The sequence below is a fragment of the Pseudoalteromonas sp. S4741 genome (assembly GCF_005886135.1).
GTDB classification, from domain to species: domain Bacteria; phylum Pseudomonadota; class Gammaproteobacteria; order Enterobacterales; family Alteromonadaceae; genus Pseudoalteromonas; species Pseudoalteromonas tetraodonis.
In genome coordinates this window covers 1-22,444 of the sequence record NZ_PNCN01000023.1, presented here as the reverse complement: position 1 = coordinate 22,444, position 22,444 = coordinate 1, and the positions used below count along the sequence as shown (strand labels likewise).

Here is a 22,444-nt window from a genome sequence, read left to right as displayed (position 1 = left end):
GCTCGGCTTTGACTTATTCTTACATGGATGTAAGCCAGTAGAATAACGCAGGAGCAGTTATCGAGCCCACTAGGTTACAAACCTCGCGCCGCGATTAAATTGCCCCTAGTTTGAACAAATATTAATTCGTAAAGGTCCACAGACCCTAGTTAAATAAAATTTAGCTTTACTTTGTATATGTTAAACTGAGTTTAGCAACAAAAACTTATGTTTTAGCCTATGGTTAAATGCATACGTAAGAACTGCATTGTTAAACGAGTTAACTTAAAAGGTCAATCAAATCGGCTTATCGAGTAGATGAATTTATTTTGTTGGTGTTTTATTTGCTGTAGCGTATAAAACACTTTTTTTACTAAGGGCACATTTATGACGACAAAAATAACAGTTGGTTGGCGTGAGTGGTTGAGTTTACCCGAGCTGGGCATCGAGCAAATTAAAGCAAAAATAGATACCGGTGCACGTACTTCCTGTATTCATGCAATTAATATTGAAGAATATGAAGTGGAAGGCGAAAAATGGGTTAAATTTATAGCCCAACCATTGCAAGAAGACGAGCAAACGCAAATTACCTGCAATGCCAAAGTTAAAAAAATGAAGTACGTTACCAGCTCTAGTGGCCAAAAAGAACTGCGTTACTTTATTGAAACTACACTACATGCTGGCGAATTTAGTTGGCCAATAGAAATTACATTAACAAGTCGTGCGTCAATGAAGTTTAGAATGTTATTAGGGCGCACAGCTATGGAAAATCGTATAGTCGTTGATCCGGCTTTATCACATTTATTATAAGAATTCGTTGAGTAGCAACATACTTATATGTGCTTGCTCAACATAATTTAGTTAAGGTTTTAACTATGAAAATTGGTATTTTATCTCGCAACAAAAATTTATATTCAACGCGTCGTTTAATTGAAGCGGCTGAGCAACGTGGTCATGAAGTAAAAGTGATTAACGCGCTACGTTGTTATATGAATATAAACTCAGATCAACCTGAAATCCATTACCGCGGCGAAAACCTAAAAGATTTTGATGCCATTGTTCCGCGTATTGGCGCATCAGTTACTTTTTATGGCTGTTCTGTATTACGCCAGTTTGAAATGATGGGGGTTTATCCGGTCAATGAGTCTGTGGCTATTTCTCGTTCGCGCGATAAATTACGTTCTCTACAATTATTATCACGCAAAGGCGTAGGCATGCCGGTAACAGGCTTTGCTAGCAAGCCAGATGACGTAAAAGACTTACTCGAAATGGTAGGTGGCGCACCGGTCGTTATTAAGCTACTTGAGGGTACTCAAGGTATTGGTGTGGTACTTGCTGAAACACGTAAAGCGGCTGAAAGTGTTATTGAAGCGTTTATGGGTTTAAAAGCCAATATCATGGTACAAGAATATATTAAAGAAGCGGGTGGTGCGGATATTCGTTGCTTTGTACTCGGAGATAAAGTGATTGCTGCAATGAAACGCCAAGCACAGGAAGGCGAGTTCCGCTCAAACCTTCACCGTGGTGGTAGCGCTACACTGGTGCGTATTACGCCAGAAGAGCGTAAAACAGCGGTAGCAGCGGCAAAAGCAATGGGCTTAAACGTTGCTGGCGTTGACTTACTTCGCTCATCTCGTGGTCCTTTGGTTATGGAAGTAAATTCATCGCCAGGTCTTGAAGGGATTGAAGTGGCAACAGGTAAAGATATTGCGGGCATGGTGATTGATTTCATCGAGAAAAATGCTGCAAGTAAAGGAACGGCAACTCGTGGCAAAGGTTAAAATTAACCGACCTTTCACCCTATTAGGTGAAAGTATTGGTGTAGGTGAACGTAAAACACTCGCGCTAGAGGCTGCAAAGCTTTACACCCATTCACCGCTTAATATTCCTATTGAAGTGGTTAACGGTGTAATGGAAGGCCCTGTATTGATGGTGTGTGCGGCTATACACGGCGACGAACTAAATGGGGTTGAGGTTGTGCGCCAGTTACTGGCTAAAATCGACCCTAATCAGCTGCGTGGTACATTAATAGCGGTCCCGATTGTGAATGTATTTGGTTTTATTCATAAATCGCGTTATTTGCCCGATCGCCGTGATATGAACCGAAGTTTTCCGGGGTCTGAGCGTGGTTCATTAGCAGGTCGTATGGCGTATATGTTTTTTAACCAAGTAGCTGTGCATTGTACGCATATTATTGATTTGCATACGGGGGCGATTCACCGTACTAACTTACCGCAAATTCGCGCTAATTTAGCCGATGAAGCAACAGCGCAAATGGCTAAAGCCTTTGGTACGCCTGCGGTTATAGATGCGTCATTACGTAATGGCTCGCTGCGTAGTGAAGCCGCTAATTTAGGTATACCTGTTATTACTTATGAGGCGGGTGAAGCACTGCGCTTTGACCCTATTGCGATTGCTGCAGGCGTGCAAGGGGTTGATTATGTTATGCGACATTTAAAAATGATACGCGGTAAACGTCCTAAAAAACTGCCTGATCCTGTGATTGCAAGTTCCACTAGTTGGGTGCGTGCAGAAGTAGACGGCATAGTAAGAGCGCAAGTATCGTTAGGTGAGCGAGTAATGAAAAGCCAAGTGCTTGCTTATATTAGCAGTCCGCTTGGCGATTCAGAACTTGAACTCCTTGCTCCTCGAAGCGGTATTATTATTGGCCAGCAAACTATGCCACTGGTAAATGAAGGCGATGCCGTATTCCATATTGCTTATTTTGCACATGCAAATAGCTTGGTAGAGCAGCAGTTAGAAACGTTTATTGATGAGATAAATGATTTAGATGATGAGCTGAAAACGGCTGAACTAAATAATTAATACCAATTTGCTCAATTAAGTGAGTTGGTATGACTCTATCTGTAGATATAAAAAACCGCCTTAGTTTTAAGCTAACGCGGTTTTTTAATAGGTGTTGTTTAGCTACGCGGTTTAGGGCCAATAATGCGTTTGATTTTAGGCGCTTTTGTTGGTTTAGGCTCCGTATTAAGCACTAACACCGGGCGGGTAACAAATAAGTTATTAGGGTAAATCACTCTGTGACCATCAACGTGTTCGAGTAAGACATTCATCAGCCCCATTTCAATAATACGCCCTTCAATGGCGTTAGCTCCATCCACAATTCTCACCCAATAACCTACACGGCAGTCATTTTGAATAAACATCAGTAAAAAAGCAGTTAAGTTGCTCAATAATGACCAAGCCGCAAACAGCGCAACACCTAACATGGCAAATAAAGAAGAGCCTAATACCAGTAAACCACGCAGCTCTATTCCCCAAAAAACTAACACTAAACACAACATAACAAAGGCGAGTATTATTTTTAATAGTAACTCTGCTCGGTATTTTCGGTGTAAATCGATTTTACCTCTAATGGCTTTTTCGAGTAACTTTTTAGTGAGCTTTAACAATAACGGAAAGCTCAACAGCGCAATCACGGTTACGATTAGCTTATATTGTGTGCCCACAAGCTCTAAAAGAGAGATTAATTCCAAAACGTATTCTCACAATAATGATAGGCGCAAAGTGTAACGCGTTAACTTTGTGCGCAGTAGTGATTTAAAAAGAATTTTTAACGCTCAGTAGCCACTGTACCGAGTCAACATCATCATATTTATTTAGTGGCGCGGCTATATCAAGGTGGATCATGGTACCCGCATTGGCGCGACTTGGCGCAAGGCGCAAACCTAAGCCCACATTTTTTAGCACTGGGGTGTTCTCAACTTGATACTGAGTGTTCGAGTCGCTGTTATACCAAGCTCGACCGATATCTAAAAAGGCCGCCCCTCCCACTTTAAACAGCTGTAGTAAGTCATATTCCCAGTAATAGCGCTTTTCTAAACTGACTAAAAAACTCCGATCCCCATGTTGAAATTCCATAGGATAGCCACGAAGTCCAGTTTCGCCCCCTAGGGTGAGCTGTTTATCATTAGTGAGGTTTTTTGCGTATTGCAGCCTTGCTTTTACATACCAAGATTGATCAATACTGGTATTTAAATAATATTGAATTTGGCTAGTAGTGAGCAAGTTTTCGAGCTGTTTTTTCTCGTTATTCCAATAGCCTTGAATATCTGCATGAAAACGCCAAAGGGTATGGTTAGTGCTAAAATGGGCTTTGTTAAAATTAAACGAGTACACAGCGCGGCTATCGTCGTTACTTATTGATTCATCGGAGTAGCCCAGGGTGGCTTTGATATTCCAGCCTAAATTTAAATCCTCAGTACGATAAATACTGTCAAAGTTACGTACTTTTATAAAGTTATCTTCAAACCAATGGCCGCTGATGTAGGGGTAACTTAAGCTTCTGTTTTCAGCCACTGCTGTAGTGGTAGAATCAATCGCTTTGAAAGTGTGTTGCTCATCAATATAACCAAGGCTCAAGCGCTGGGTCCAGTTATGACTAAGGGCTTTAGAGTGGCCAAAAAATACCTGGTTTAGGTCGGTTTTTTGTTCAAACTCACTAAACTTTTCACCTCTGATGTATAAGGCTTCTTCTCGTTGGGTTGAGTAACTCAGGGCGCCATAACTATAGGGCGTATCGATGGCATAAAACGGGTAGGTTAGTTCAACTAAATGACTTTTGCCGTCGCTGTTGTCGGCATACTCTAAACGCCCTCGGTAGCGAGTTGATAAGATATTAGGATCATCGTAAACAAATAAATAACCATTTCGGTCACTGTTTGTTTTACGTGCAAACGATAACCGTTTGCCCCAACCAAATAAGTTAGACTCGCGAAAGCCGATACTTGATTTATTTTCGCCACCACTGCGGCTAAAGCTAAGTTCGGGCAGTAAAGTCCACAAATCGCGAGTCACCACGGTTACATCAATATTTCCATCACAATTTTCGTCAGCAATAATTTGTGCATCATATAAATAACTTTGTTTTCTCAGTAACCGCTCAGATTCGGCCAGCGTTTTTGGATTAAAGGTATCGCCCGACTTAAACAGTAAAATACTCTTAATTACCTCAGGCTCGGTTTGTATGTGTGCCCGATTGGCAAAACGAAATAATGCATTGTTTTCAGCCTCTAGTTCAGTATTAAATACATTAAGCTGTTGCAAAGTGATGGAGGCAATTTTAGTGTTACTTTGTGCTGTGAGTGTTGGAGTTTGAGATGTAATTTGACGACGCAAATTATTTTCATGAGTTTGTGATGAGTCGTCACTAGGGCAGCTTTGGGCTAGTGGCGCTTCTTGCGCACAAACGCTGAGCATAAACATACTCGAAATAGAAAGGCTAAAACAACTACGTGCAATCCATTTTCTATTTAACATTGACCCTCTTTAGCGCTATTTTGCAAAATAAAACACTTACTCTTAGCTTACATCATTGTTATTGATATGTAAGTAAAAGACAGATTTAGTTTTATTTTTATAGCGATTATAAGGTATTAGCTATGCATTTAAGTTAAATAAAATGTTAACGCTGCCAATAGGTTGTCGGCATCTTGCCCTTCACCATTAATCCACACACTTTGGCTATAATGCTCAAAATTTAAATTAAACGTGTGGTTAGCATAGTTAAAACGCAGTTGATGACGATCTGCCCCAGCGGCATACTCATTAATGCTAATTTCATCGCTGTGCAAAAATAACGTTCCCCACAATTCAAAGTCTTCATCGTGCGGCAGCTCTGTCGGTTTAACAATAATACATTGATGTGTGTGATCGTATTCAAGTTCGGTCATAAGGGGCTTATTGCGTTGCTAGGTAATGTCGAATTGCGGTTAAAAACTCACCGCCATACTTGTTTAATTTAGTAAAACCAACCCCCGACACTTTTAAAAATTCACTGTCGTTAGTGGGCATAAGCTGCGCCATTTCGGCTAGCGTTTTATCGTTAAAGACTACATAAGGCGGCACATCATCGGCATCGGCTAACTCTTTACGCAATGCACGCAGGCGAGCGAATAGTTTTTTATCGTAATTAAACTGCGCTAACTTATCCTGATAAACGTGTTTAGCTTGTAAGCGAGGCTCGGCCAATTGCAGTGCATATTCACCTTTTAAAATAGCGCGTGCAGCTTCAGTTAAACGCAATGAAGCGCCTTGGGTTATATCTTGGCTTAATAGCCCTTGATGAATAAGTTGGCGTAAAATACTGAGCCAAAACTCACTGCTTTTATCTTTACCTATGCCATAGGTGCTGAGTTCATGGTGGTTGTTATCACGAATGCGGCTAGTATTCGCGCCACGTAATAATTCTACAATGTAACCTAACCCAAATCGTTGCTGTGCGCGATACACACACGAAAGTGCTTGCTGTGCGACCAATGTGCCATCAAAACTTTTAGGTGGATTTAAGCAAATGTCACAGTTACCACAGGGCTCGCGTTGGTACTCACTAAAGTAGTTCAATAATATTTGACGGCGACACGTTTGTGCTTCGGCAAAGCTGGCCATGGCATTAAAGCGCTGCTCTTCTACGCGGCGGCGTTGTTCATCGTCAATATCTTCAAAAAAGCGTCTAACCCGACCTATATCGGCAGGGTCAAAATACATGATGGCCTCTGCAGCAAGCCCATCTCGTCCAGCACGGCCTGTTTCTTGGTAATAAGCTTCAATACTTTTTGGAATGTCGTAATGCAGAACAAAGCGTACGTTAGGCTTGTTAATTCCCATACCAAAGGCAACGGTGGCAACCACAATTTGAATATCGTCACGGGCAAACCCGGTTTGCACAAACTGACGTTGCTCGTTACTCATTCCCGCATGGTAAGCGGCAGCATTAAGGCCTGCATCAGCAAGCTTTTCAGCTATATCATCAACACGTTTACGACTGGTGCAATAAATAATACCACTTTGATTTTTTTGCTCTTTTAAATAACGCAGTAATTGCACCATAGGTTTAAATTTTTCTTCTATGGTGTAACGAATATTAGGGCGATCAAAACTGCCGGTATGAATGTAGGGCTGTTGTAGCTTGAGTTGCTCAACAATATCAAAGCGAGTCGCTTTATCGGCAGTGGCAGTGAGTGCCATCATAGGCACATGTGCAAAGCGTTGTTTAAGCTCATTTAAACGAAAATAATGCGGTCTAAAATCGTGACCCCAATGAGAAACACAGTGTGCTTCATCAATAGCAAACAAGCTAACATTCAAATGAGAGAGCCGCTCTAAAAAGTCGCGTTGTAGCACTTTTTCAGGAGCTACATAAAGTAGCTTTATCAGCCCTTGATGCAATTGCTGATACACTAATTGTTGTTCTTCGCGAGCTAGGCTGTTATTGACATAAGCGGCCTTAACTCCCAGTGCTTGTAACTGGGTGACTTGATCTTGCATTAAAGAGATCAGCGGAGAAATAACAATGGTGACTCCCTCTAATACCAGCGCGGGTATTTGGTAACACACCGATTTACCACCACCGGTGGGCAGTAATACTAATGAATCTTGGCCATTAATGGCGGCATCAATTACTGCACTTTGACCGTCGCGAAATTCACTGTAACCAAACACTTGTTTGAGTACAGTTTCGGGTTTACGCACAAGCGTATTAGGAGAAGGAGTTAGTGTATTCATCGGCGCTATTTTAGTGGTTTTTTACCAGGATGTCTTTAGCTTTCATTACTTGGTACACACATCTGTAGTGATAAACTAAAATCTGCAGGGGGTTACAATAGCCTCAAGCTGTGCTTTACTCATCGTACCACTGAAAACATAGAGAATAATAATGAATAAAGAAATGTTGATCGATCAAGTAGGGGCGCTGTTTGTTAATAACATGCCCTTTAACCAGTTTTTAAAAATAGCAGTAGAGTCACTTAGTACTGAACAAGCTAAAATATCATTTCCTTGGCAAGACGTATTAATTGGTAATCCGGCGCAAAAGATTCTTCACGGTGGAGTGATTTCTGCGGTGCTCGACAATGTAGGCGGAATGCTTGCTGCAGCAAGTGTAATAGGAAAACTAGACGATGCCGACTTACCCAGTGTGCATAAAAAGTTAGCCACACTGGGCACTATAGATTTACGTACTGATTATTTACGCCCAGGTAAAGGGGAGGTATTTATTGCCAGCGCCACACTTATTCGCTCAGGAAATAAAGTGTGCGTGTGCCGAATGGAGTTACATAACGAGCAGTCGGTACAAATAGCGTTTGGAACGGGCACGTATTTAGTTGGCTAAAAAGTGAGAGGGGGTTAAACTTACGGCCTTTTAAATCATCAAGTGGTTACTATGTCGATTGATACCGAGCAGCGAAAGGGCGCCATTTTTGCCTGCCTCGCCTTTTTTATGTGGGGCCTAGCACCCATTTATTTTAAGATGATCCAACATGTATCAGCATTTGAAATTTTAATGCATCGTGTTATTTGGTCAGTGATGTTTCTTATTTTGGTGGTGAGTATGCTCAACTACTGGAATAAAATTAAACGCATTTTAATCCAACCTAAATTAATTCTGATGCTAGTTGTTACCTCGACCTTATTGGGGTTTAACTGGGGGTTGTTTATATGGGCTATTAATAACAACCACATGCTAGATGCCAGCTTAGGCTACTATATCAATCCTTTGTTAAATGTATTACTTGGTATGGTGTTTTTAAACGAGCGGTTACGTAAGTTGCAAGGAGCTGCTGTTGCCTTGGCTTTTATAGGTGTTTTATTACAGTTAATTAGTTTTGGTTCATTTCCGGTTGTGGCATTTTCGTTAGCGACTTCTTTTGCGTTATATGGCCTATTACGTAAAAAACTACAGGTTGATGCCCTGCCTGGGATTTTAATTGAGGCATTAATATTATTACCGGTGGCACTGACCTATTGGTGGTTAATGGTGCCGACTGAAACGTCTAATTTACCAGCGAATGATTGGCTAACTAATGCGCTATTAGTAAGTGCAGGTATAGTGACTACACTGCCATTGCTGTGTTTTACCGGCGCGGCTAAGCGATTGCAATACACTACGCTTGGTTTTTTTCAGTACATAGGGCCTAGCTTAATGTTTATTTTAGCAGTGGTGTTTTATGGTGAAGTGTTTGATGCTGAGCGTGTAATTACCTTTGCGTGTATTTGGAGTGCACTGGCTATTTTTAGTTGGGATTCATATCATCAGTCGCGTAAACGCAGAAAAGCAGCCATTGTCGCCTCAGGTGTGGTTTAGTTAAACTAAACCACTTTATTACGCCCCGACTCTTTGGCTTTGTAGAGCTTTAAGTCGGCTTGTTTTAATAGTTCGTCAATTTGATAGGTTTCACTGTGGCTGAAGCCTATCGACAGCGTAAACTTGATTTGTGCTTGGCTAAACTCATGGCTATTAAGCTCAATAAATAATCGAAAACTTTCTAGTCGTTTTAGTGCTTCTTGCTCGGTCAGTTCAGTAAAAAATACCGCAAATTCTTCTCCGCCTAAACGGGCAACCAATTGGTTTTCAAAATATTTATTAAAGCATACAGCCAGCCCTTTAAGCACTTCATCTCCGGCATCATGGCCATAGGTATCATTAATAGCTTTAAAATGGTCAATATCAAGCATAGCTAACATGGCTGGTGCTTTTGCTTTTTTAAACTGCTTTAATGACTTGTTAGCCTCTTCAAAAAAGTAACGACGATTAGGGAGTTTAGTTAAGTAATCTGTATTGGCTTGTCGTTTTATAGTTTCGATATGCTCTAGCATATCGACGTTTTGGCTTAACCGGCAGTAAAATTCTTCACTGTTAAATGGTTTGTATAAATAGTCATTTGCTCCATTTTTTAAAAATAAGGCAGATAAATTAGACGAAGTGATACCTGAAATACCAATTATGGCTTTTTCGTCATTACTATAAATGCGTCTAATTTCATTACATAGCTCAATACCGCCCATATTAGGCATTTCTTTGTCGGTAATAATCACAGAAATATCGGGGGTGCTTTCAAGCTCTTTAAGCGCCTCTAGGCCATCGGCTGCTTGTAATATTTGATATTTGTGACGTGTTAATAAACTACATATGTATTGGCGTGTTGACGCAGAGTCATCAACAACCAATACTTTTACATGCTTATTACGGGGTAGGCGGTAAAGCTGCTTCTCTAAATACTCATAGGCTTGTTTATTGCCTTTAATGATGTAATCAATAATGGGGTATTTTTCAACGGTATCACGGGTATGCTTATCGATATTGCCTGTCATCACTATGGTAGGAATATCTGCAGCAATGGTACATGGAACCGCTTCACCTTGTGGCGCGTCAGGTAATATGAAGTCGACCACTGCGCAAAAATAATGGTGCTTACTTATTAGCTCTTTAGTCTCAGCCAACGATTGAGCAATATCAACCTCGTAGCCGACTTTTTGCGCGATATGCTTTTGCACTCGCGCAATAGTCGGAGTGTCTTCAACAATAAGTATTCTGTGCGTCACGTAACAGCCTTGTTTAAATTTTGCAAAAGTGTTTGCTTATACAAGTTGTAACTGCTAAAACGCCAAAAAGCAACTATTGTAGTGACTTATAGATTGTCTGCCTCAGAATAATAATCTTGGCTTATTGGTGTTGGCCCTGAAATTTTTGAGCGTCCAAATAATGTATGGAATTTTGTTTTGCAGGTTGTTAACTTTAAATATTTAACCCATGCTCGCTCAATTGGGTTACTTGGCTCTATTATGCCACTGACAGCATTTACAAATTGTTGCTGATGTTCGTTTTGTGGCTCAACTGTTTTGTTATACAGGCTTTTTAAAACAACACCATGCTGTTCTAAAATACTTGCCTCTAACAGGGTAAAGTGTCCGCTGCGGCTAAATCCGCGTGGAAAGTTTTGGTCATCATAAAATTGACGTTGACTTACGAATGCTTGACGAAGTAGTGAAATATCATTGCTCATAGCTGTACCCTCATACCAATTATTAGCTGGAGTATGGGACATAATCGCTATTTTTTTAAACAAAAAATTTTTATCGTGAGGATAAAAAATTGGACATAGATTTATTAAAAACATTTGTTGAAGTGGTGCGTACTCGCCATTTTGGTAAAGCGGCAGAAAACCTATACATAACGCAGTCTGCGGTGAGTTTTAGAATTCGCCAATTAGAGCAGGGCTTAGGCGTAAATTTATTTATTCGTCAGCGTAATAATATTCAACTCACCGCCCCAGGTGAGCGTTTGTTACCGCATGCGCAAATGATTATTACCGGGATGCAAAGAGCCAAAGTGGATGTTGCACTTGCAGATAATATGCATAAGCAAATTAGTTTAGCAGGTACGCCTAATATTTGGGATGCATTTTTACAGTTTGGTATTACAAATATTGTATCGGCTATGCCTGGTGTATCGCTGGTGGCAGAAGTGAAGGCGCAACAAGAAAGTACTCGCTTATTGTTGGAGCGCACACTTGATTTAGCCATTTTGTTTGATCCCCCTAAAGTTGATGAACTTGTGGTTGAACGTATTTGTGAACTGCCTATTATTCCGGTGAGTGGTTACGATACGGCAACCAGTGATAACTTTTTTGATAATCAATATGTGTATGTTGATTGGGGAACCACGTTTTCTCTTTGGCATGCGCGTCAGTTTACCGGTAAAACACCGCCTTATTTTAGAACCAGTACAGGACGAATTGCGCTTGATTTAATACTGCAATGTGGCGGCAGTGCGTTTATTCCACAGGTATTAGTTAAAGATCATTTAGAAAAAGGCGAACTTTTTCATGTTAAAGGGGTAGAAAATACTTCAAGAGATGTATTTGTTGCCTATCATAGAGATAACGAACAGAAAGACTTGATAGAAACCTTGGTTAATTTGCTGTCGCGAATGACACCGAGTTTATTGAAACAAAGTAGGTAGTCAGTAGGCAGTTTATTTTACATGTTATTTTGATTTCAGATTTAATGCAGTTTTATTAACTTAAAAAGACAAAAATGTGTCCTTTGTAATATTTTTGTCATTTAGTAGTGACACACTGCCGCTGTTTTAAAAATTAGTCTCTTGTGATTATCGAGGAAATAACATGAAATTTGCAAAATCGAGCTTATGCTTAGCCCTACTTAGTGGTTTATCTTTTAATGCACTTGCAGAGGTAGATATTTACGGTAAAGCAAATGTAACCGTTCAATCATCTGATGATGGTGAAGGGTCTTTCACTGAAATTAAAAGTAATGCATCTCGCTTTGGCCTAAAAGGATCTGAAAAGATTACTGATGGATTAGAAGCAGTTTATAAGTTTGAGTTTCAAGTTGATGTATCTGATGCTGACTCGAAAGGTGATAATGACGACAATATTTCTGCACGTAACCAGTATGTAGGTTTAAAAGGTGCCTATGGTCAAGTTGTTGTGGGTCGTAACGATACAGCGCTTAAACAATCACAAGGTAAGTTAGATTTATTTAATGACCTTGAAGGCGATATTAAAAATGTTTTTAAAGGTGAAAACCGCTTAGGTGATTCGATCACTTATACATCTAAAAGCTACGAAGGCTTTAAAGTACTTGCTACATTTATTGCCGAAGACGATGTAGATGCAGATAACGGTTATTCAATGGCAGTGACCTACGGTGACTCAGCACTTAAAAAGAGCGCAGTATATGCTGCCATTGCTGCTGATAGCGAAGTCAATGGTTACGATGTAGTGCGTGCAACAGTTCAAGGTAAAATTGAAGATTTTAGAGTTGGCGCTATGTACCAAACACAAGAAAAAGTAGATGGCAGCGCTGAGGCTGACGGTTACTTAGTGAATGCAGCTTACCTTATGGGTAGCAACACTTTCAAAATGCAATACCAAACAATGGATTTTGATGACAGCGATGATAAAAGCGCGATATCGGTAGGTGTTGACCATAAGCTAAACAAAAACCTTAAAATATTTGGTTTTTACTCAAGCTTTGATATGGACAACAACGTTGACCAAGATTACCTAGGTTTAGGTATGGAATATAAGTTTTAACTAAACCTAGTTAAAACACTCCCTTTTAACCGCACTCAGTTGAGTGCGGTTTTTTTGCTTTAAATTATTTACGTATCTGCGCATAATAGCCAAGCATTTGGAATGAGGTGGGACTCCTCAACTATTCCCGTAATTGTGATCAGTTTTACTGTAAGTCAAATACAAATGCCTTAAAACTTCATATAACGAGCGGGTTAACTCATTTTCTTTTTGGTACATATTAGTACTGAGTGTGGGTGTTTCCCTGCCTAGGATAATTTTTTGCACACTCACACCTCTTTAAACTTACCGCTTTTAACCGTTAACAACGTTTCTTGGCGAGTGGACAATACATTAATTCTTAAGCACATTAATGTGAGCATTGAGCGTGGTAAATTTATTGGTTTAATCGGCCCTAATGGGGCAGGAAAGTCGAGTTTACTGCGGTGCTTATATCGATTTAATCAGCCATCAGCAGGCGACATTAAATTTAACGATACCGATATTTGGCAGCTAAAAAGCGAAGACTATGCCAAGCAAGTTGCGGTAGTGCTACAAGAAACACCGTCGCAATTTAATCTCTCGTTATTCGATGTTGTAGCTCTAGGGCTTACCCCGCATAAAACGCTATTTAGCTCGACCACCCAAGCAGATAAACAAAAAATAGCGCAGGCTATTAGTCGTGTTGGGCTTGAATCTCATTGCAATCAGTCATTTGACTCACTATCTGGCGGTGAAAAGCAACGAGCGCTTATTGCCAGAGCGATTGTGCAGCAACCACAGCTACTCATTATGGATGAACCCACAAGCCACCTTGACGTTAAATATCAAATTCAATTAATGGAGCTGGCTAAATCTTTGGGCATTACTGTGTTTGCTTCATTTCATGATTTAAATTTAGCGGCAGCTATGTGCGATGAGTTAGTGGTTATTAAAAACGGAGAAATCGCTAGCGCGGGAAAGCCTAATAAGGTGATTACCGAGCAAATGCTTGATGAGGTTTTTGGTGTTTGCGCGCAAGTTAATACTCACCCTCAAACGGCGTCCAATGGTGAGTCTATTCCCCATATTACCTATTATTATGGATACCAATAACATGGCGATTATGTCTAACCATGGTGTGGCGTTAATTATTGCACTGTTATGCGCTGTATTTAGTTTATTTGTGGCATTGAGCTTTGGTGCTGCCCCTACCTCGCTCGCAGATGTATACCATAGCTTAACTTTTTCAAGCGAGGCCTCATTTACCAGCCGCATTATTATTGAATTAAGAATGCCACGTACGTTACTGGCTTTTTTGGCCGGCAGCGGTTTAGCGATTGCTGGATTGATATTACAAACAGTTACTCGTAATCCATTGGCTGACCCTTATTTGTTTGGTATTTCGTCGGGAGCATCATTAGGAGTCGTAGTATTAATGGCTTTTGTTGGAATAGGCGCAGGCATTGCGCTATCAGCAGCAGCCTTAATTGGCAGTTTAGTAGCAATGGGGTTATTAATTTTAATTGCTGGCAGTCAACGCAACGCCCAAGTTGAGTCGATGTTATTGGCTGGGGTGGCCTTATCATTTTTATTTAGCGCCTTTACCAGTTTGTTACTTTATTGGAGCGATCCGCAGGCCGTCGCGGCTATTTTATTTTGGACTTTGGGAAGTTTTGCTAGGGCGCAATGGCCGTCACTGTTATTACCTGCCTTGGTCATCATTACATGTACAGTCATTATGTTAGGTTTTAGACGTCAACTTAATGCCATGTTGTTAGGTGATGAAAGCGCAACAACGCTTGGTGTTCGGGTGCATCGCTTTCGAGTTTTAATGCTTATTTTAAGCTCATTGATCACTGCCGTATTGGTTGCTATGTGTGGCGGAATTGGCTTTGTTGGCTTAATGGTGCCGCACATAGTGCGCTTTTTTATCTCTCAAGGCAGTAGTGTTGGATTGTTAATGACCGGATTAGTCGGGGGTATATTTATGGTATGGGTCGATGTACTGGCACGTTCATTACTCGCTAACCAAGAGCTGCCAATAGGGGTGATCACGGCGGCCATTGGTAGTCTATTCTTTTTAAGTATCTTGTATTTTCGTAAGCGCCAGCTGGTGGGTAAATAATGAAAACATTAATGGTACAAGGTACCACCTCCGATGCGGGTAAAAGCACCTTAGTGGCAGCACTTTGCAGAGTGTTTGCTAACCAAGGGGTTAATGTTGCACCGTTTAAACCACAAAATATGGCGCTCAATAGTGCCGTAACGCACGATGGTGGCGAAATTGGCAGAGCCCAAGCATTACAAGCCATAGCCGCAAAAGTTGAACCTGAAATCGACTTTAACCCTATATTACTCAAACCCAATAGTGATACCGGCGCACAAGTTATTATTCATGGTAGAGCTATCAGCAATATGGAAGCCGATGCTTACCATGACTACAAAAAAGTGGCTATGGATGCAGTATTAACCTCGCATAAGCGTTTAGCTAAACGCTTTGATTTATTACTGGTAGAAGGGGCTGGCAGCCCAGCCGAAATTAATTTACGCGCAAACGATATTGCAAATATGGGTTACGCCGAGCAAGTGGATTGCCCTGTTATTATTATTGCCGATATTGATAAAGGAGGAGTATTTGCGCACTTAGTCGGGACTTTGGCGTTATTAAGCGAGTCTGAGCAAGCACGGGTAAAAGGCTTTGTGATTAACCGTTTTCGTGGTGATATTAGTTTATTACAAGGTGGGCTAGATTGGCTCGAGGAGTACACCGGTAAACCTGTATTAGGGGTATTACCTTACTTGCACGATTTAGCACTTGATGCAGAAGATGCTGTGGCCATAGATAATAATGTGACCGATGCCAGTATAAATATTGCTGTACTGTTAGTGCCACATATTAGTAACCATACCGATTTTGATGCTCTGCGATTACACCCGAATATAAATATAACCTATGTGCGCCATACACAAGCAATTCCTGCTGTTGATTTAATTATTGTACCTGGCAGTAAAAATGTACTCAGCGATCTCGCGTTTTTAAAAAATGAAAGCTGGGATCAGCAAATTAAGCGCCATCTACGTTATGGTGGCAAAGTATTGGGTATTTGCGGTGGTATGCAAATGCTGGGCAATACTATCAGTGATCCAAATAGGGTAGAGTCATCGTTGGGGCAAGTGGCGGGTTTAGCGCTTAGCGATTTTGATACCCTATTGGGTGAGCAAAAAGTGTTAAGCCGAGTGAGCGCAGTGCTTAATTTAAATGAGCAACAGGTTGCATGTGATGGCTACGAAATACATGCAGGTATTAGTCAAGGTAAGGCGCTCTACAAGCCACTCATTCGCTTTAAAAAACACCCCAATGACTTTAAAACCGATGGTTTTGTGAGTGACGATAATGCCATTGCTGGTACCTATTTACATGGCTTGTTTGATAGCCCTGCAGCCACAGAGCAGCTGTTAAAGTGGGTGAAACCAGAAAGTGCAATTAGTGCGATTAGTATAAATGAGCATCGTGAACGCCAATTAGAACGCCTAGCTGATATGTGTAAAGCGCATTTAAATATTGAACAAATTATTAAAATTTATCAAGGACATAACAATGACTGAATCAACTAACGACAAGCACCAACAGCGCCAACAAAAAGTAAAAGAACAGGTTGACGCGCGAGTAGCCGCAGCGCAACGAGAAAAAGGCATTTTTCAGGTTATTACTGGTAACGGTAAAGGCAAATCGACTTCTGGTTTTGGCGTGGTTGCACGCTGTGTTGGGCACGGTAAAAAAGCTGCGGTATGTCAGTTTATTAAAGGCACATGGGAGTGTGGTGAGCGTAATTTACTGCAAGGTGCTGGGGTTGAATTTGCTGTTATGAACACCGGGTTTACGTGGGATACGCAAAATAAAGAGGCCGATACCGCGGCAGCGCAAGCAACATGGCAAGAGTCAAAGCGGATGCTAAGCGACAGCAGTATCGATGTGGTACTACTCGATGAACTCACCTATATGGTGACCTATGGTTATATCGACCTTGAAGAAGTGGTTGTTGCTGTAAATAATAGACCGCCTATGCAATCGGTAATTATTACTGGTCGTGCTGCGCATCGCACCTTAATAGAGCTTGCCGATACGGTAAGTGAAGTACGTAATGTAAAACATGCGTTTGAGTCGGGCGTAAAAGCATTGAAAGGCTTTGATTACTAATGTTAAAGCGTATTGTTTTTTGGCTGTTATTGTTTGCTGTTAATGTACCTCAAGCCCTAGCTGACAAGCCGCTTCGTATAGTGGCTTTAGCACCACACATAGTTGAAAATTTATATGCTATTGGGGCGGGTGATTTAATAGTGGGCACGCTGGATTACGCAGATTATCCGCAAGAGGCGACTAAAATTGAGCGTATTGGTGGCTACAATGGTATTTCTATTGAAAAGTTACTCATGCTAAAACCTGACATGGTAATTGCGTGGAAAAATGGTAATCAGGCCGAAGATTTAGCACAAATAAAGCGTTTAGGAATTGAATTATATTTAAGTGATCCACGTTTTATTGAAGGGGTTGCCTCGGAAATACTAAAACTAGGTCAATTAACGGGTCATATTGAGCAAAGTAAACAAGTAGCTGAGACATTTACGGCCAAACTCAACGCAATTAAAGTTACACAGAAAGATAAAACCACGCTTACTGGGTTTTATCAGTTGTGGCCTGAGCCTATGATGACTGTATCAAAAAATACATGGATCAATCAGTTAATCGAAACTTGCCAAGTAACCAATGTATTTGCAAACAGCGACACAGATTACCCACAAATTAGCATCGAAAATGTGATAGTTACTAAGCCACAAGTTATTATTATTCCTGATGAAAAATCAAAAAGGGTAATGCCTACGGTAAATTGGCAGCAATGGCCTGAAATCCCTGCGGTAAAGTATGAGCAATTTATTAGCGTCAATGCTGATTTATTACATCGGTTTACCCCCAGAATGTTGGATGGATTAGCGCAGATGTGTGACAAAGTAGATATATCTAGAGAATTTATTAAGAGTCAATTATGAGCAACTGGTCATCTTTTTTAAACCATGAACTTAACCAAACATATATGCAGCAAACCCTTGAGTATATTGCGAATAAACGAGGCGAAGGCACTGCAGTATATCCGCCAAAATCACAGGTGTTTAGCGCATTTGATGCAACTCCACTTAGCGACATTAAAGTGGTTATATTAGGTCAAGACCCTTACCATGGAGAAGGGCAAGCGCATGGTTTGTGTTTTTCAGTATTGCCTGAGGTTAAAAAGCTCCCGCCTTCGCTTAAAAACATTTATAAAGAGTTAGTAACTGATATTAATGGCTTTACCACGCCAGAACACGGCTATTTACAAGGCTGGGCAGAGCAAGGTGTATTTTTGCTCAATACAGTATTAACTGTAGAGCAAGGGCAAGCCCATTCCCATAAACACTTAGGTTGGGAGCAATTTACCGATAACGTGATTTCTCATATAAATGAGCACTGCCAAGGTGTGGTGTTTATTTTATGGGGCGCACATGCACAAAAAAAAGGTAAAAGTATTGATCGCCAGCGCCATCATGTATTGGCAGGGCCTCATCCTTCGCCGCTTTCAGCGCATCGCGGCTTTTTTGGTTGCCAGCACTTTTCCAAAACCAATGAACTGTTAATAGCGCAAGGGGCGCAGCCCATTAATTGGCAGGTATAGGGTAATAGGCATTAAAAAAGGCTTTCATTAATGAAAGCCTTTTTAGTTGCTTATGTTGGTTAAAATTCTAACTCATCAATAGCAACACTATCTGCAAAATAGTCAAGCTCCTGTAGTTCTTTGCGCAAACGTTGCTTATCTTTTATTGCTTCTATTTCGCGCCATTTTCTTTTTTTATTTTTTTGAGAGGTTTTTTTCGATGTATCAGAACCTTCTAATATCTCTATTATTTCGTTTAGGCTATCCATTGATTATCTCCTATTGACCACTTTTTGAACCTCGGCAGTATCAATACCACAGCTATTAATAAAATAGAATATAAATGTGACGAAACTATTACTAACGGGTGGTATTTTGATGAAGAACAATGAGAACAGCAATTAAAGGGGGACAAGGCGAGTATTTAAAATAAAATTGTAGGTATAAAAAAACGCCGCAATAAGCGACGTTTTTAAACTCTTAAAACAGCGGTTAGCTACATCGCTTTAAAGCGTGCTTCTAATTGTTCCTGTGCATCTGCAAATGAGCGAATACCTTCAGCGAGTTTTTCAGTCGCCATGGCATCTTGGTTATGTAACCAACGGAACTGTGTTTCGCTAAGTGGCTCAGGTTTTGGCTCTTTAGCAATATCACTTGCTAGCAAGTATTCTTCAGCACCTTCTAAATTACCCAAATCTTCTAAAAGATTAGGGCTAATTGTTAGCTTATCGCATCCTGTAAGTGCAATAATTTCACCGGTATTACGAAAGCTTGCGCCCATAACTACGGTTTTGTAGTCGTGACGTTTGTAAAACTCAAAAATGCTACGTACAGATTGCACACCCGGATCTTGAAGCGGATCGGTTGGTTTTTCCATACCGTTTGCCACGTGCCAATCTAAAATACGGCCAACAAATGGAGAGATTAAAAATACGTTTGCATCAGCACAAGCGCGCGCTTGGGCATCGCTGAATAATAAAGTAAGGTTACACTTAGTGCCTTCTTTTTCTAATTGCTCAGCCGCTTTAATACCTTCCCACGTTGACGCTATTTTAATTAAAATTTTGTCTTTGCTTACGCCTTCTTTTTCGTAAAGGCTCAATAGCGTGTGTGCTTTATTAATTGTTGCTTGGGTATCAAATGACAAACGTGCATCAACTTCGGTAGAAATATAACCCGGTACAATTTCACTGATTTCTTTACCAAGTAATACTGCAAAATAATCACAAGCTAGCTCTAGCTGTTTTGCAGGCTGCTGCTCTGTTTCTTTTGCATACTGCCATGCTTTATCCAGATAAGGTTTGTAAGCTTCAATCTCGCTCGCTTTTAAAAGTAGCGATGGATTGGTAGTCGCATCTTCAGGTTGATATTTTTTTATGGCTTCTATATCGCCCGTGTCGGCCACGATAGAAGAATGTTGTTTAAGCCTTTGTAGAGCGCTAGTCATTTGCTTTTCCTCATTCCAAGCAAGTTAAAAGAAAATCTAAACTACCTTAATATAGCTATACTGCAACAGTGTGATAATGCTTGATAGGTCTTATGTCCTTATCAATAAAAAAACGGTAACGGTTGAGTTTTAGGTAGGATAATTTTAAACAAAACGTGCTTTTCGTTTCATTTAATGTTGAAATTGACATTAAATAATTTACAAGTCAATAGCTAACTATGATCACTGTTATTTCACCAGCAAAGAATCTTGATTACGACACGCCACCAGCAACAGATAAGTTCACTCAACCTGAATTACTTGAGCACAGCGAAGCGCTCATGAAAGTATGCCGTGAACTAACTCCTGCGCAAATTGGTAGTTTAATGAAAATTAGCGATAAACTCGCAGGCCTCAACGCAGTGCGTTTTAGTGAGTGGGCACAACCATTCACTACTAATAATGCTAAACAGGCCGTGCTTGCCTTTAACGGCGATGTATACGGCGGGTTAGATGCTAATACCCTCACTACTGAGCAGCTTGATTACGCTCAAGACCATTTACGTATACTTTCGGGATTATACGGAGTATTAAAGCCGCTTGATCTAATGCAGGCTTATCGCTTAGAAATGGGTACAAAACTTGAAAATAGCCGGGGTAAAAACTTATATGAGTTTTGGGGCAGTATTATTGCTAATAAACTTAACGACGTATTAGCGGCACAAGATGCACAATACTTAGTAAATCTAGCTTCTAACGAATACTTTAAAGCAGTAGATAAAAAAACGCTTAACGCACACATTATTACACCACACTTTAAAGACTGTAAAAACGGCCAATATAAAGTGATTAGCTTTTACGCTAAAAAAGCGCGCGGCATGATGGCACGCTACATCATTGAAAATCAAGTGACTCAATTAAGCCAACTCAAAGAGTTTACTGTGGCCGGCTATTACTTTAGCCCAGAGGCAACCACCAAAGAACTTGAACCGGTATTTTTACGCGAAGAGCAAAACTAACTCATCGTTTAAAGTATTTAATAAGCCATGCATTGCATGGCTTTTTTATACTGGCGTTATTTTTGCAGGCCTTAAATTACTAACCCTAACTAGGTATAAAATAAATGCTCTCAATTCCCTCAATTACAGAAGCCGAAAAGTTGATAGAAGAAAAGCTTGGCGGTTGGTTTGATGTAGTTATAAGTCATATCCCAAACTTTATCGTTGCAGTAATTATTGCCATTATATTTTCATTTATTGCCCGTTTGGCAGGCAAAGGAATGAAAAATGTTTTACGTCGCTCGCTCGACTCTACGCAAATTGCCGATTTAATGGCCTCAATATTTAAAGTTATTGTACTGAGTGTGGGGGTATTTATTGCCCTTGATTTTATGGGCTTAAAAAGTACCGTCACTTCTCTGCTTGCTGGTGCCGGTATTGTTGGTCTTGCCATTGGTTTTGCTTTTCAAGATATGACCGAAAACCTGATAGCGGGTATTGCCATGGGAATTCGTAAACCGTTTAAAGCGGGTGATGTCATAGAAACCGATAATGTGTTTGGTTCGGTACACTCAATAAACTTGCGCAACACACTAATAGAGAGCTTTTACGGGCAATTGATACTGGTACCTAATAAAATACTATTTAGAAATGTACTGCGTAATTACAGTACCTTAGGGGTAAGACGAATCGAAGTGCCGGTGGGTATTTCTTACGCTGACGACATAGAAAAAGCCAGTGAGGTCATCGTCGACAAAATTAACCAATTTGACTTTGTGATCCGCAAAAATGAAACCGCTGTTTATGCCGAAGGCTTTGGTGATAGCAGTATAAACTTGTTGGTGTGGTTTTGGATCAAATACCCTGGTGAGCCTGATTTTATGACAGTGCGTCACAAAGGAGTTGTGGCCGTTAAGCAAGCACTCGATGCCGCTGATATTAGTATTCCGTTTCCTATTCGTACGTTGGATTTTGGTATTAAGGGCGGTGAAAAACTCGATGCCATGATAAGTGATAAAATAAATCTGCAGTCAGCAAATAAAGAGGGTGACAATAATACTGATGCAAGCCAAGGTGAGTAAATAATTTAAAACCCCGAAGGTAAAAGCATTGGGAAATAGTTACTGACTATCAGCGCGTTTTTACAAAGTAAAACGCGCTATTTATAATAAATAATATAAGGGTCTGTTGACCTTTGCGGATTAAAATTAGTTCAAACTAAGAGCTATTTAATCGCGACGCGAGGTTTGTTGACTAGTGGGCTCGATAACTGCTCCTGCTTTATTCTACTGGCTTACATCCATGTAAGAATAAGTAAAAACCGAGCAAAGCTTCCGTGTCCAGCTCACACTCCTTACCACCATTCATATAGACAACAAAGAGTAAATGTCCCTGGGCAGAACCTTTGGCTAAATACCAAACAGACTGCTGCAAATTCAACCTTGAAAGAACAACAGCCACAAGAAGTCCCTCACATTTTTAGTTGTATAGTCCAAATAACGCAGAAAACGAAAATTTAAAGATCACCTAGAAGTA

The 22,444-nt window shown here is 40.5% G+C and carries 23 protein-coding genes; 15 read left to right on the top strand and 8 right to left on the bottom strand.

Annotation, left to right across the window (positions count from 1 at the left end; all coding sequences use genetic code 11):
* The first annotated feature begins 366 nt into the window (after window positions 1-366).
* From CWC30_RS04085 to CWC30_RS04075, 3 genes are all read left to right on the top strand, one after another.
* A complete protein-coding gene (locus CWC30_RS04085) occupies window positions 367-789 on the top strand; it encodes an ATP-dependent zinc protease family protein (RefSeq protein ID WP_008110607.1) in 423 nt (140 codons plus the stop codon).
* A 65-nt stretch (window positions 790-854) separates the two neighbouring features.
* Window positions 855-1,760 carry a 30S ribosomal protein S6--L-glutamate ligase gene (gene rimK, locus CWC30_RS04080; RefSeq protein ID WP_008110610.1) on the top strand — a complete coding sequence of 302 codons (906 nt, stop codon included), beginning with the start codon at window positions 855-857 and terminating at the stop codon, window positions 1,758-1,760.
* Window positions 1,747-2,805, top strand: a complete 1,059-nt coding sequence (locus tag CWC30_RS04075; protein ID WP_036980155.1) for a succinylglutamate desuccinylase/aspartoacylase family protein — start codon at window positions 1,747-1,749, stop codon at window positions 2,803-2,805. The genes rimK and CWC30_RS04075 overlap by 14 nt, the downstream gene beginning before the upstream one ends.
* 98 nt (window positions 2,806-2,903) lie before the next feature.
* On the opposite strand, the gene CWC30_RS04070 is transcribed toward CWC30_RS04075, so the two are convergent.
* The 4 genes from CWC30_RS04070 to recQ all read right to left on the bottom strand — a co-directional run bounded on the left by CWC30_RS04070 (window position 2,904) and on the right by recQ (window position 7,506).
* Window positions 2,904-3,479 carry a mechanosensitive ion channel domain-containing protein gene (locus CWC30_RS04070; RefSeq protein WP_024600801.1) on the bottom strand — a complete coding sequence of 192 codons (576 nt, stop codon included), beginning with the start codon at window positions 3,477-3,479 and terminating at the stop codon, window positions 2,904-2,906.
* A 64-nt stretch (window positions 3,480-3,543) separates the two neighbouring features.
* The gene (locus CWC30_RS04065) at window positions 3,544-5,262 is read right to left on the bottom strand and encodes a POTRA domain-containing protein (RefSeq protein ID WP_138626503.1); all 1,719 of its coding nucleotides are present in this window, start codon (window positions 5,260-5,262) and stop codon (window positions 3,544-3,546) included.
* 128 nt (window positions 5,263-5,390) lie between these two features.
* Window positions 5,391-5,675, bottom strand: coding sequence for a DUF3630 family protein (locus CWC30_RS04060; RefSeq protein WP_013465829.1), 285 nt, complete (start codon window positions 5,673-5,675; stop codon window positions 5,391-5,393).
* A gap of 7 nt (window positions 5,676-5,682) precedes the next feature.
* Window positions 5,683-7,506, bottom strand: coding sequence for a DNA helicase RecQ (recQ, locus tag CWC30_RS04055; protein ID WP_028835655.1), 1,824 nt, complete (start codon window positions 7,504-7,506; stop codon window positions 5,683-5,685).
* Window positions 7,507-7,657: 151 nt separating this feature from the next.
* Between recQ and CWC30_RS04050 the strand changes: the two genes are divergently transcribed.
* Window positions 7,658-8,113 carry a thioesterase family protein gene (locus tag CWC30_RS04050; RefSeq protein WP_028835656.1) on the top strand — a complete coding sequence of 152 codons (456 nt, stop codon included), beginning with the start codon at window positions 7,658-7,660 and terminating at the stop codon, window positions 8,111-8,113.
* 51 nt (window positions 8,114-8,164) lie between these two features.
* Window positions 8,165-9,085, top strand: coding sequence for an EamA family transporter RarD (gene rarD / locus CWC30_RS04045; protein WP_138626502.1), 921 nt, complete (start codon window positions 8,165-8,167; stop codon window positions 9,083-9,085).
* Between the two features lie 5 nt (window positions 9,086-9,090).
* Here the strand turns inward: rarD and CWC30_RS04040 are convergent, their stop codons facing one another.
* Both CWC30_RS04040 and CWC30_RS04035 read right to left on the bottom strand, forming a co-directional pair.
* Entirely contained in the window at window positions 9,091-10,323 is a 1,233-nt protein-coding gene (locus tag CWC30_RS04040) for a response regulator (protein WP_138626501.1), read from the bottom strand.
* 86 nt (window positions 10,324-10,409) lie between these two features.
* Entirely contained in the window at window positions 10,410-10,784 is a 375-nt protein-coding gene (locus CWC30_RS04035) for a MaoP family protein (RefSeq protein ID WP_008110628.1), read from the bottom strand.
* Between the two features lie 89 nt (window positions 10,785-10,873).
* Between CWC30_RS04035 and CWC30_RS04030 the strand changes: the two genes are divergently transcribed.
* The 8 genes from CWC30_RS04030 (at window position 10,874) to ung (ending at window position 18,505) form a co-directional block, all read left to right on the top strand.
* A complete protein-coding gene (locus CWC30_RS04030) occupies window positions 10,874-11,743 on the top strand; it encodes a LysR family transcriptional regulator (RefSeq protein WP_024600797.1) in 870 nt (289 codons plus the stop codon).
* A 163-nt stretch (window positions 11,744-11,906) separates the two neighbouring features.
* Window positions 11,907-12,839, top strand: coding sequence for a porin (locus tag CWC30_RS04025; RefSeq protein WP_036980150.1), 933 nt, complete (start codon window positions 11,907-11,909; stop codon window positions 12,837-12,839).
* A gap of 261 nt (window positions 12,840-13,100) precedes the next feature.
* Window positions 13,101-13,913, top strand: coding sequence for an ABC transporter ATP-binding protein (locus CWC30_RS04020; RefSeq protein WP_138626500.1), 813 nt, complete (start codon window positions 13,101-13,103; stop codon window positions 13,911-13,913).
* Between the two features lies 1 nt (window position 13,914).
* Window positions 13,915-14,925 carry a FecCD family ABC transporter permease gene (locus tag CWC30_RS04015; RefSeq protein ID WP_138626499.1) on the top strand — a complete coding sequence of 337 codons (1,011 nt, stop codon included), beginning with the start codon at window positions 13,915-13,917 and terminating at the stop codon, window positions 14,923-14,925.
* Window positions 14,925-16,406: a cobyric acid synthase gene (locus CWC30_RS04010; protein ID WP_138626498.1), complete on the top strand. Its 1,482-nt coding sequence runs from the start codon at window positions 14,925-14,927 to the stop codon at window positions 16,404-16,406. The genes CWC30_RS04015 and CWC30_RS04010 overlap by 1 nt, the downstream gene beginning before the upstream one ends.
* Window positions 16,399-16,998, top strand: coding sequence for a cob(I)yrinic acid a,c-diamide adenosyltransferase (gene cobO / locus CWC30_RS04005; protein ID WP_028835663.1), 600 nt, complete (start codon window positions 16,399-16,401; stop codon window positions 16,996-16,998). The genes CWC30_RS04010 and cobO overlap by 8 nt, the downstream gene beginning before the upstream one ends.
* Window positions 16,998-17,846, top strand: a complete 849-nt coding sequence (locus tag CWC30_RS04000; protein WP_069439877.1) for a cobalamin-binding protein — start codon at window positions 16,998-17,000, stop codon at window positions 17,844-17,846. Before cobO ends, CWC30_RS04000 begins: the two co-directional genes overlap by 1 nt.
* Entirely contained in the window at window positions 17,843-18,505 is a 663-nt protein-coding gene (gene ung / locus CWC30_RS03995) for a uracil-DNA glycosylase (RefSeq protein ID WP_138626497.1), read from the top strand. The genes CWC30_RS04000 and ung overlap by 4 nt, the downstream gene beginning before the upstream one ends.
* Before the next feature lie 59 nt (window positions 18,506-18,564).
* Here ung and CWC30_RS03990 read toward each other — a convergent pair whose 3' ends face one another.
* Together CWC30_RS03990 and tal are read right to left on the bottom strand one after the other, a co-directional pair.
* Window positions 18,565-18,753, bottom strand: coding sequence for a DUF3545 family protein (locus CWC30_RS03990; RefSeq protein WP_008467780.1), 189 nt, complete (start codon window positions 18,751-18,753; stop codon window positions 18,565-18,567).
* Between the two features lie 227 nt (window positions 18,754-18,980).
* On the bottom strand, window positions 18,981-19,931 hold the full coding sequence (gene tal, locus CWC30_RS03985; protein WP_138626496.1) for a transaldolase: 951 nt from the start codon (window positions 19,929-19,931) through the stop codon (window positions 18,981-18,983).
* 218 nt (window positions 19,932-20,149) lie between these two features.
* Here tal and yaaA point away from each other — a divergent pair, with 218 nt between their 5' ends.
* Together yaaA and CWC30_RS03975 are read left to right on the top strand one after the other, a co-directional pair.
* Window positions 20,150-20,929 carry a peroxide stress protein YaaA gene (gene yaaA, locus CWC30_RS03980; RefSeq protein ID WP_138626495.1) on the top strand — a complete coding sequence of 260 codons (780 nt, stop codon included), beginning with the start codon at window positions 20,150-20,152 and terminating at the stop codon, window positions 20,927-20,929.
* 104 nt (window positions 20,930-21,033) lie between these two features.
* A complete protein-coding gene (locus tag CWC30_RS03975) occupies window positions 21,034-21,990 on the top strand; it encodes a mechanosensitive ion channel family protein (protein WP_036980137.1) in 957 nt (318 codons plus the stop codon).
* Window positions 21,991-22,444: the final 454 nt, after the last annotated feature.

Coding starts and splice junctions, on each gene's coding strand:
- CWC30_RS04085 (WP_008110607.1), top strand. CDS start 367: ATGACGACAAAAATAACAGTTGGTTGGCGTGAGTGGTTGAGTTTACCC.
- rimK (WP_008110610.1), top strand. CDS start 855: ATGAAAATTGGTATTTTATCTCGCAACAAAAATTTATATTCAACGCGT.
- CWC30_RS04065 (WP_138626503.1), bottom strand. CDS start 5,262: ATGTTAAATAGAAAATGGATTGCACGTAGTTGTTTTAGCCTTTCTATT.
- CWC30_RS04060 (WP_013465829.1), bottom strand. CDS start 5,675: ATGACCGAACTTGAATACGATCACACACATCAATGTATTATTGTTAAA.
- recQ (WP_028835655.1), bottom strand. CDS start 7,506: ATGAATACACTAACTCCTTCTCCTAATACGCTTGTGCGTAAACCCGAA.
- CWC30_RS04050 (WP_028835656.1), top strand. CDS start 7,658: ATGAATAAAGAAATGTTGATCGATCAAGTAGGGGCGCTGTTTGTTAAT.
- rarD (WP_138626502.1), top strand. CDS start 8,165: ATGTCGATTGATACCGAGCAGCGAAAGGGCGCCATTTTTGCCTGCCTC.
- CWC30_RS04035 (WP_008110628.1), bottom strand. CDS start 10,784: ATGAGCAATGATATTTCACTACTTCGTCAAGCATTCGTAAGTCAACGT.
- CWC30_RS04025 (WP_036980150.1), top strand. CDS start 11,907: ATGAAATTTGCAAAATCGAGCTTATGCTTAGCCCTACTTAGTGGTTTA.
- CWC30_RS04015 (WP_138626499.1), top strand. CDS start 13,915: ATGGCGATTATGTCTAACCATGGTGTGGCGTTAATTATTGCACTGTTA.
- CWC30_RS04010 (WP_138626498.1), top strand. CDS start 14,925: ATGAAAACATTAATGGTACAAGGTACCACCTCCGATGCGGGTAAAAGC.
- cobO (WP_028835663.1), top strand. CDS start 16,399: ATGACTGAATCAACTAACGACAAGCACCAACAGCGCCAACAAAAAGTA.
- CWC30_RS04000 (WP_069439877.1), top strand. CDS start 16,998: ATGTTAAAGCGTATTGTTTTTTGGCTGTTATTGTTTGCTGTTAATGTA.
- ung (WP_138626497.1), top strand. CDS start 17,843: ATGAGCAACTGGTCATCTTTTTTAAACCATGAACTTAACCAAACATAT.
- CWC30_RS03990 (WP_008467780.1), bottom strand. CDS start 18,753: ATGGATAGCCTAAACGAAATAATAGAGATATTAGAAGGTTCTGATACA.
- tal (WP_138626496.1), bottom strand. CDS start 19,931: ATGACTAGCGCTCTACAAAGGCTTAAACAACATTCTTCTATCGTGGCC.
- yaaA (WP_138626495.1), top strand. CDS start 20,150: ATGATCACTGTTATTTCACCAGCAAAGAATCTTGATTACGACACGCCA.
- CWC30_RS03975 (WP_036980137.1), top strand. CDS start 21,034: ATGCTCTCAATTCCCTCAATTACAGAAGCCGAAAAGTTGATAGAAGAA.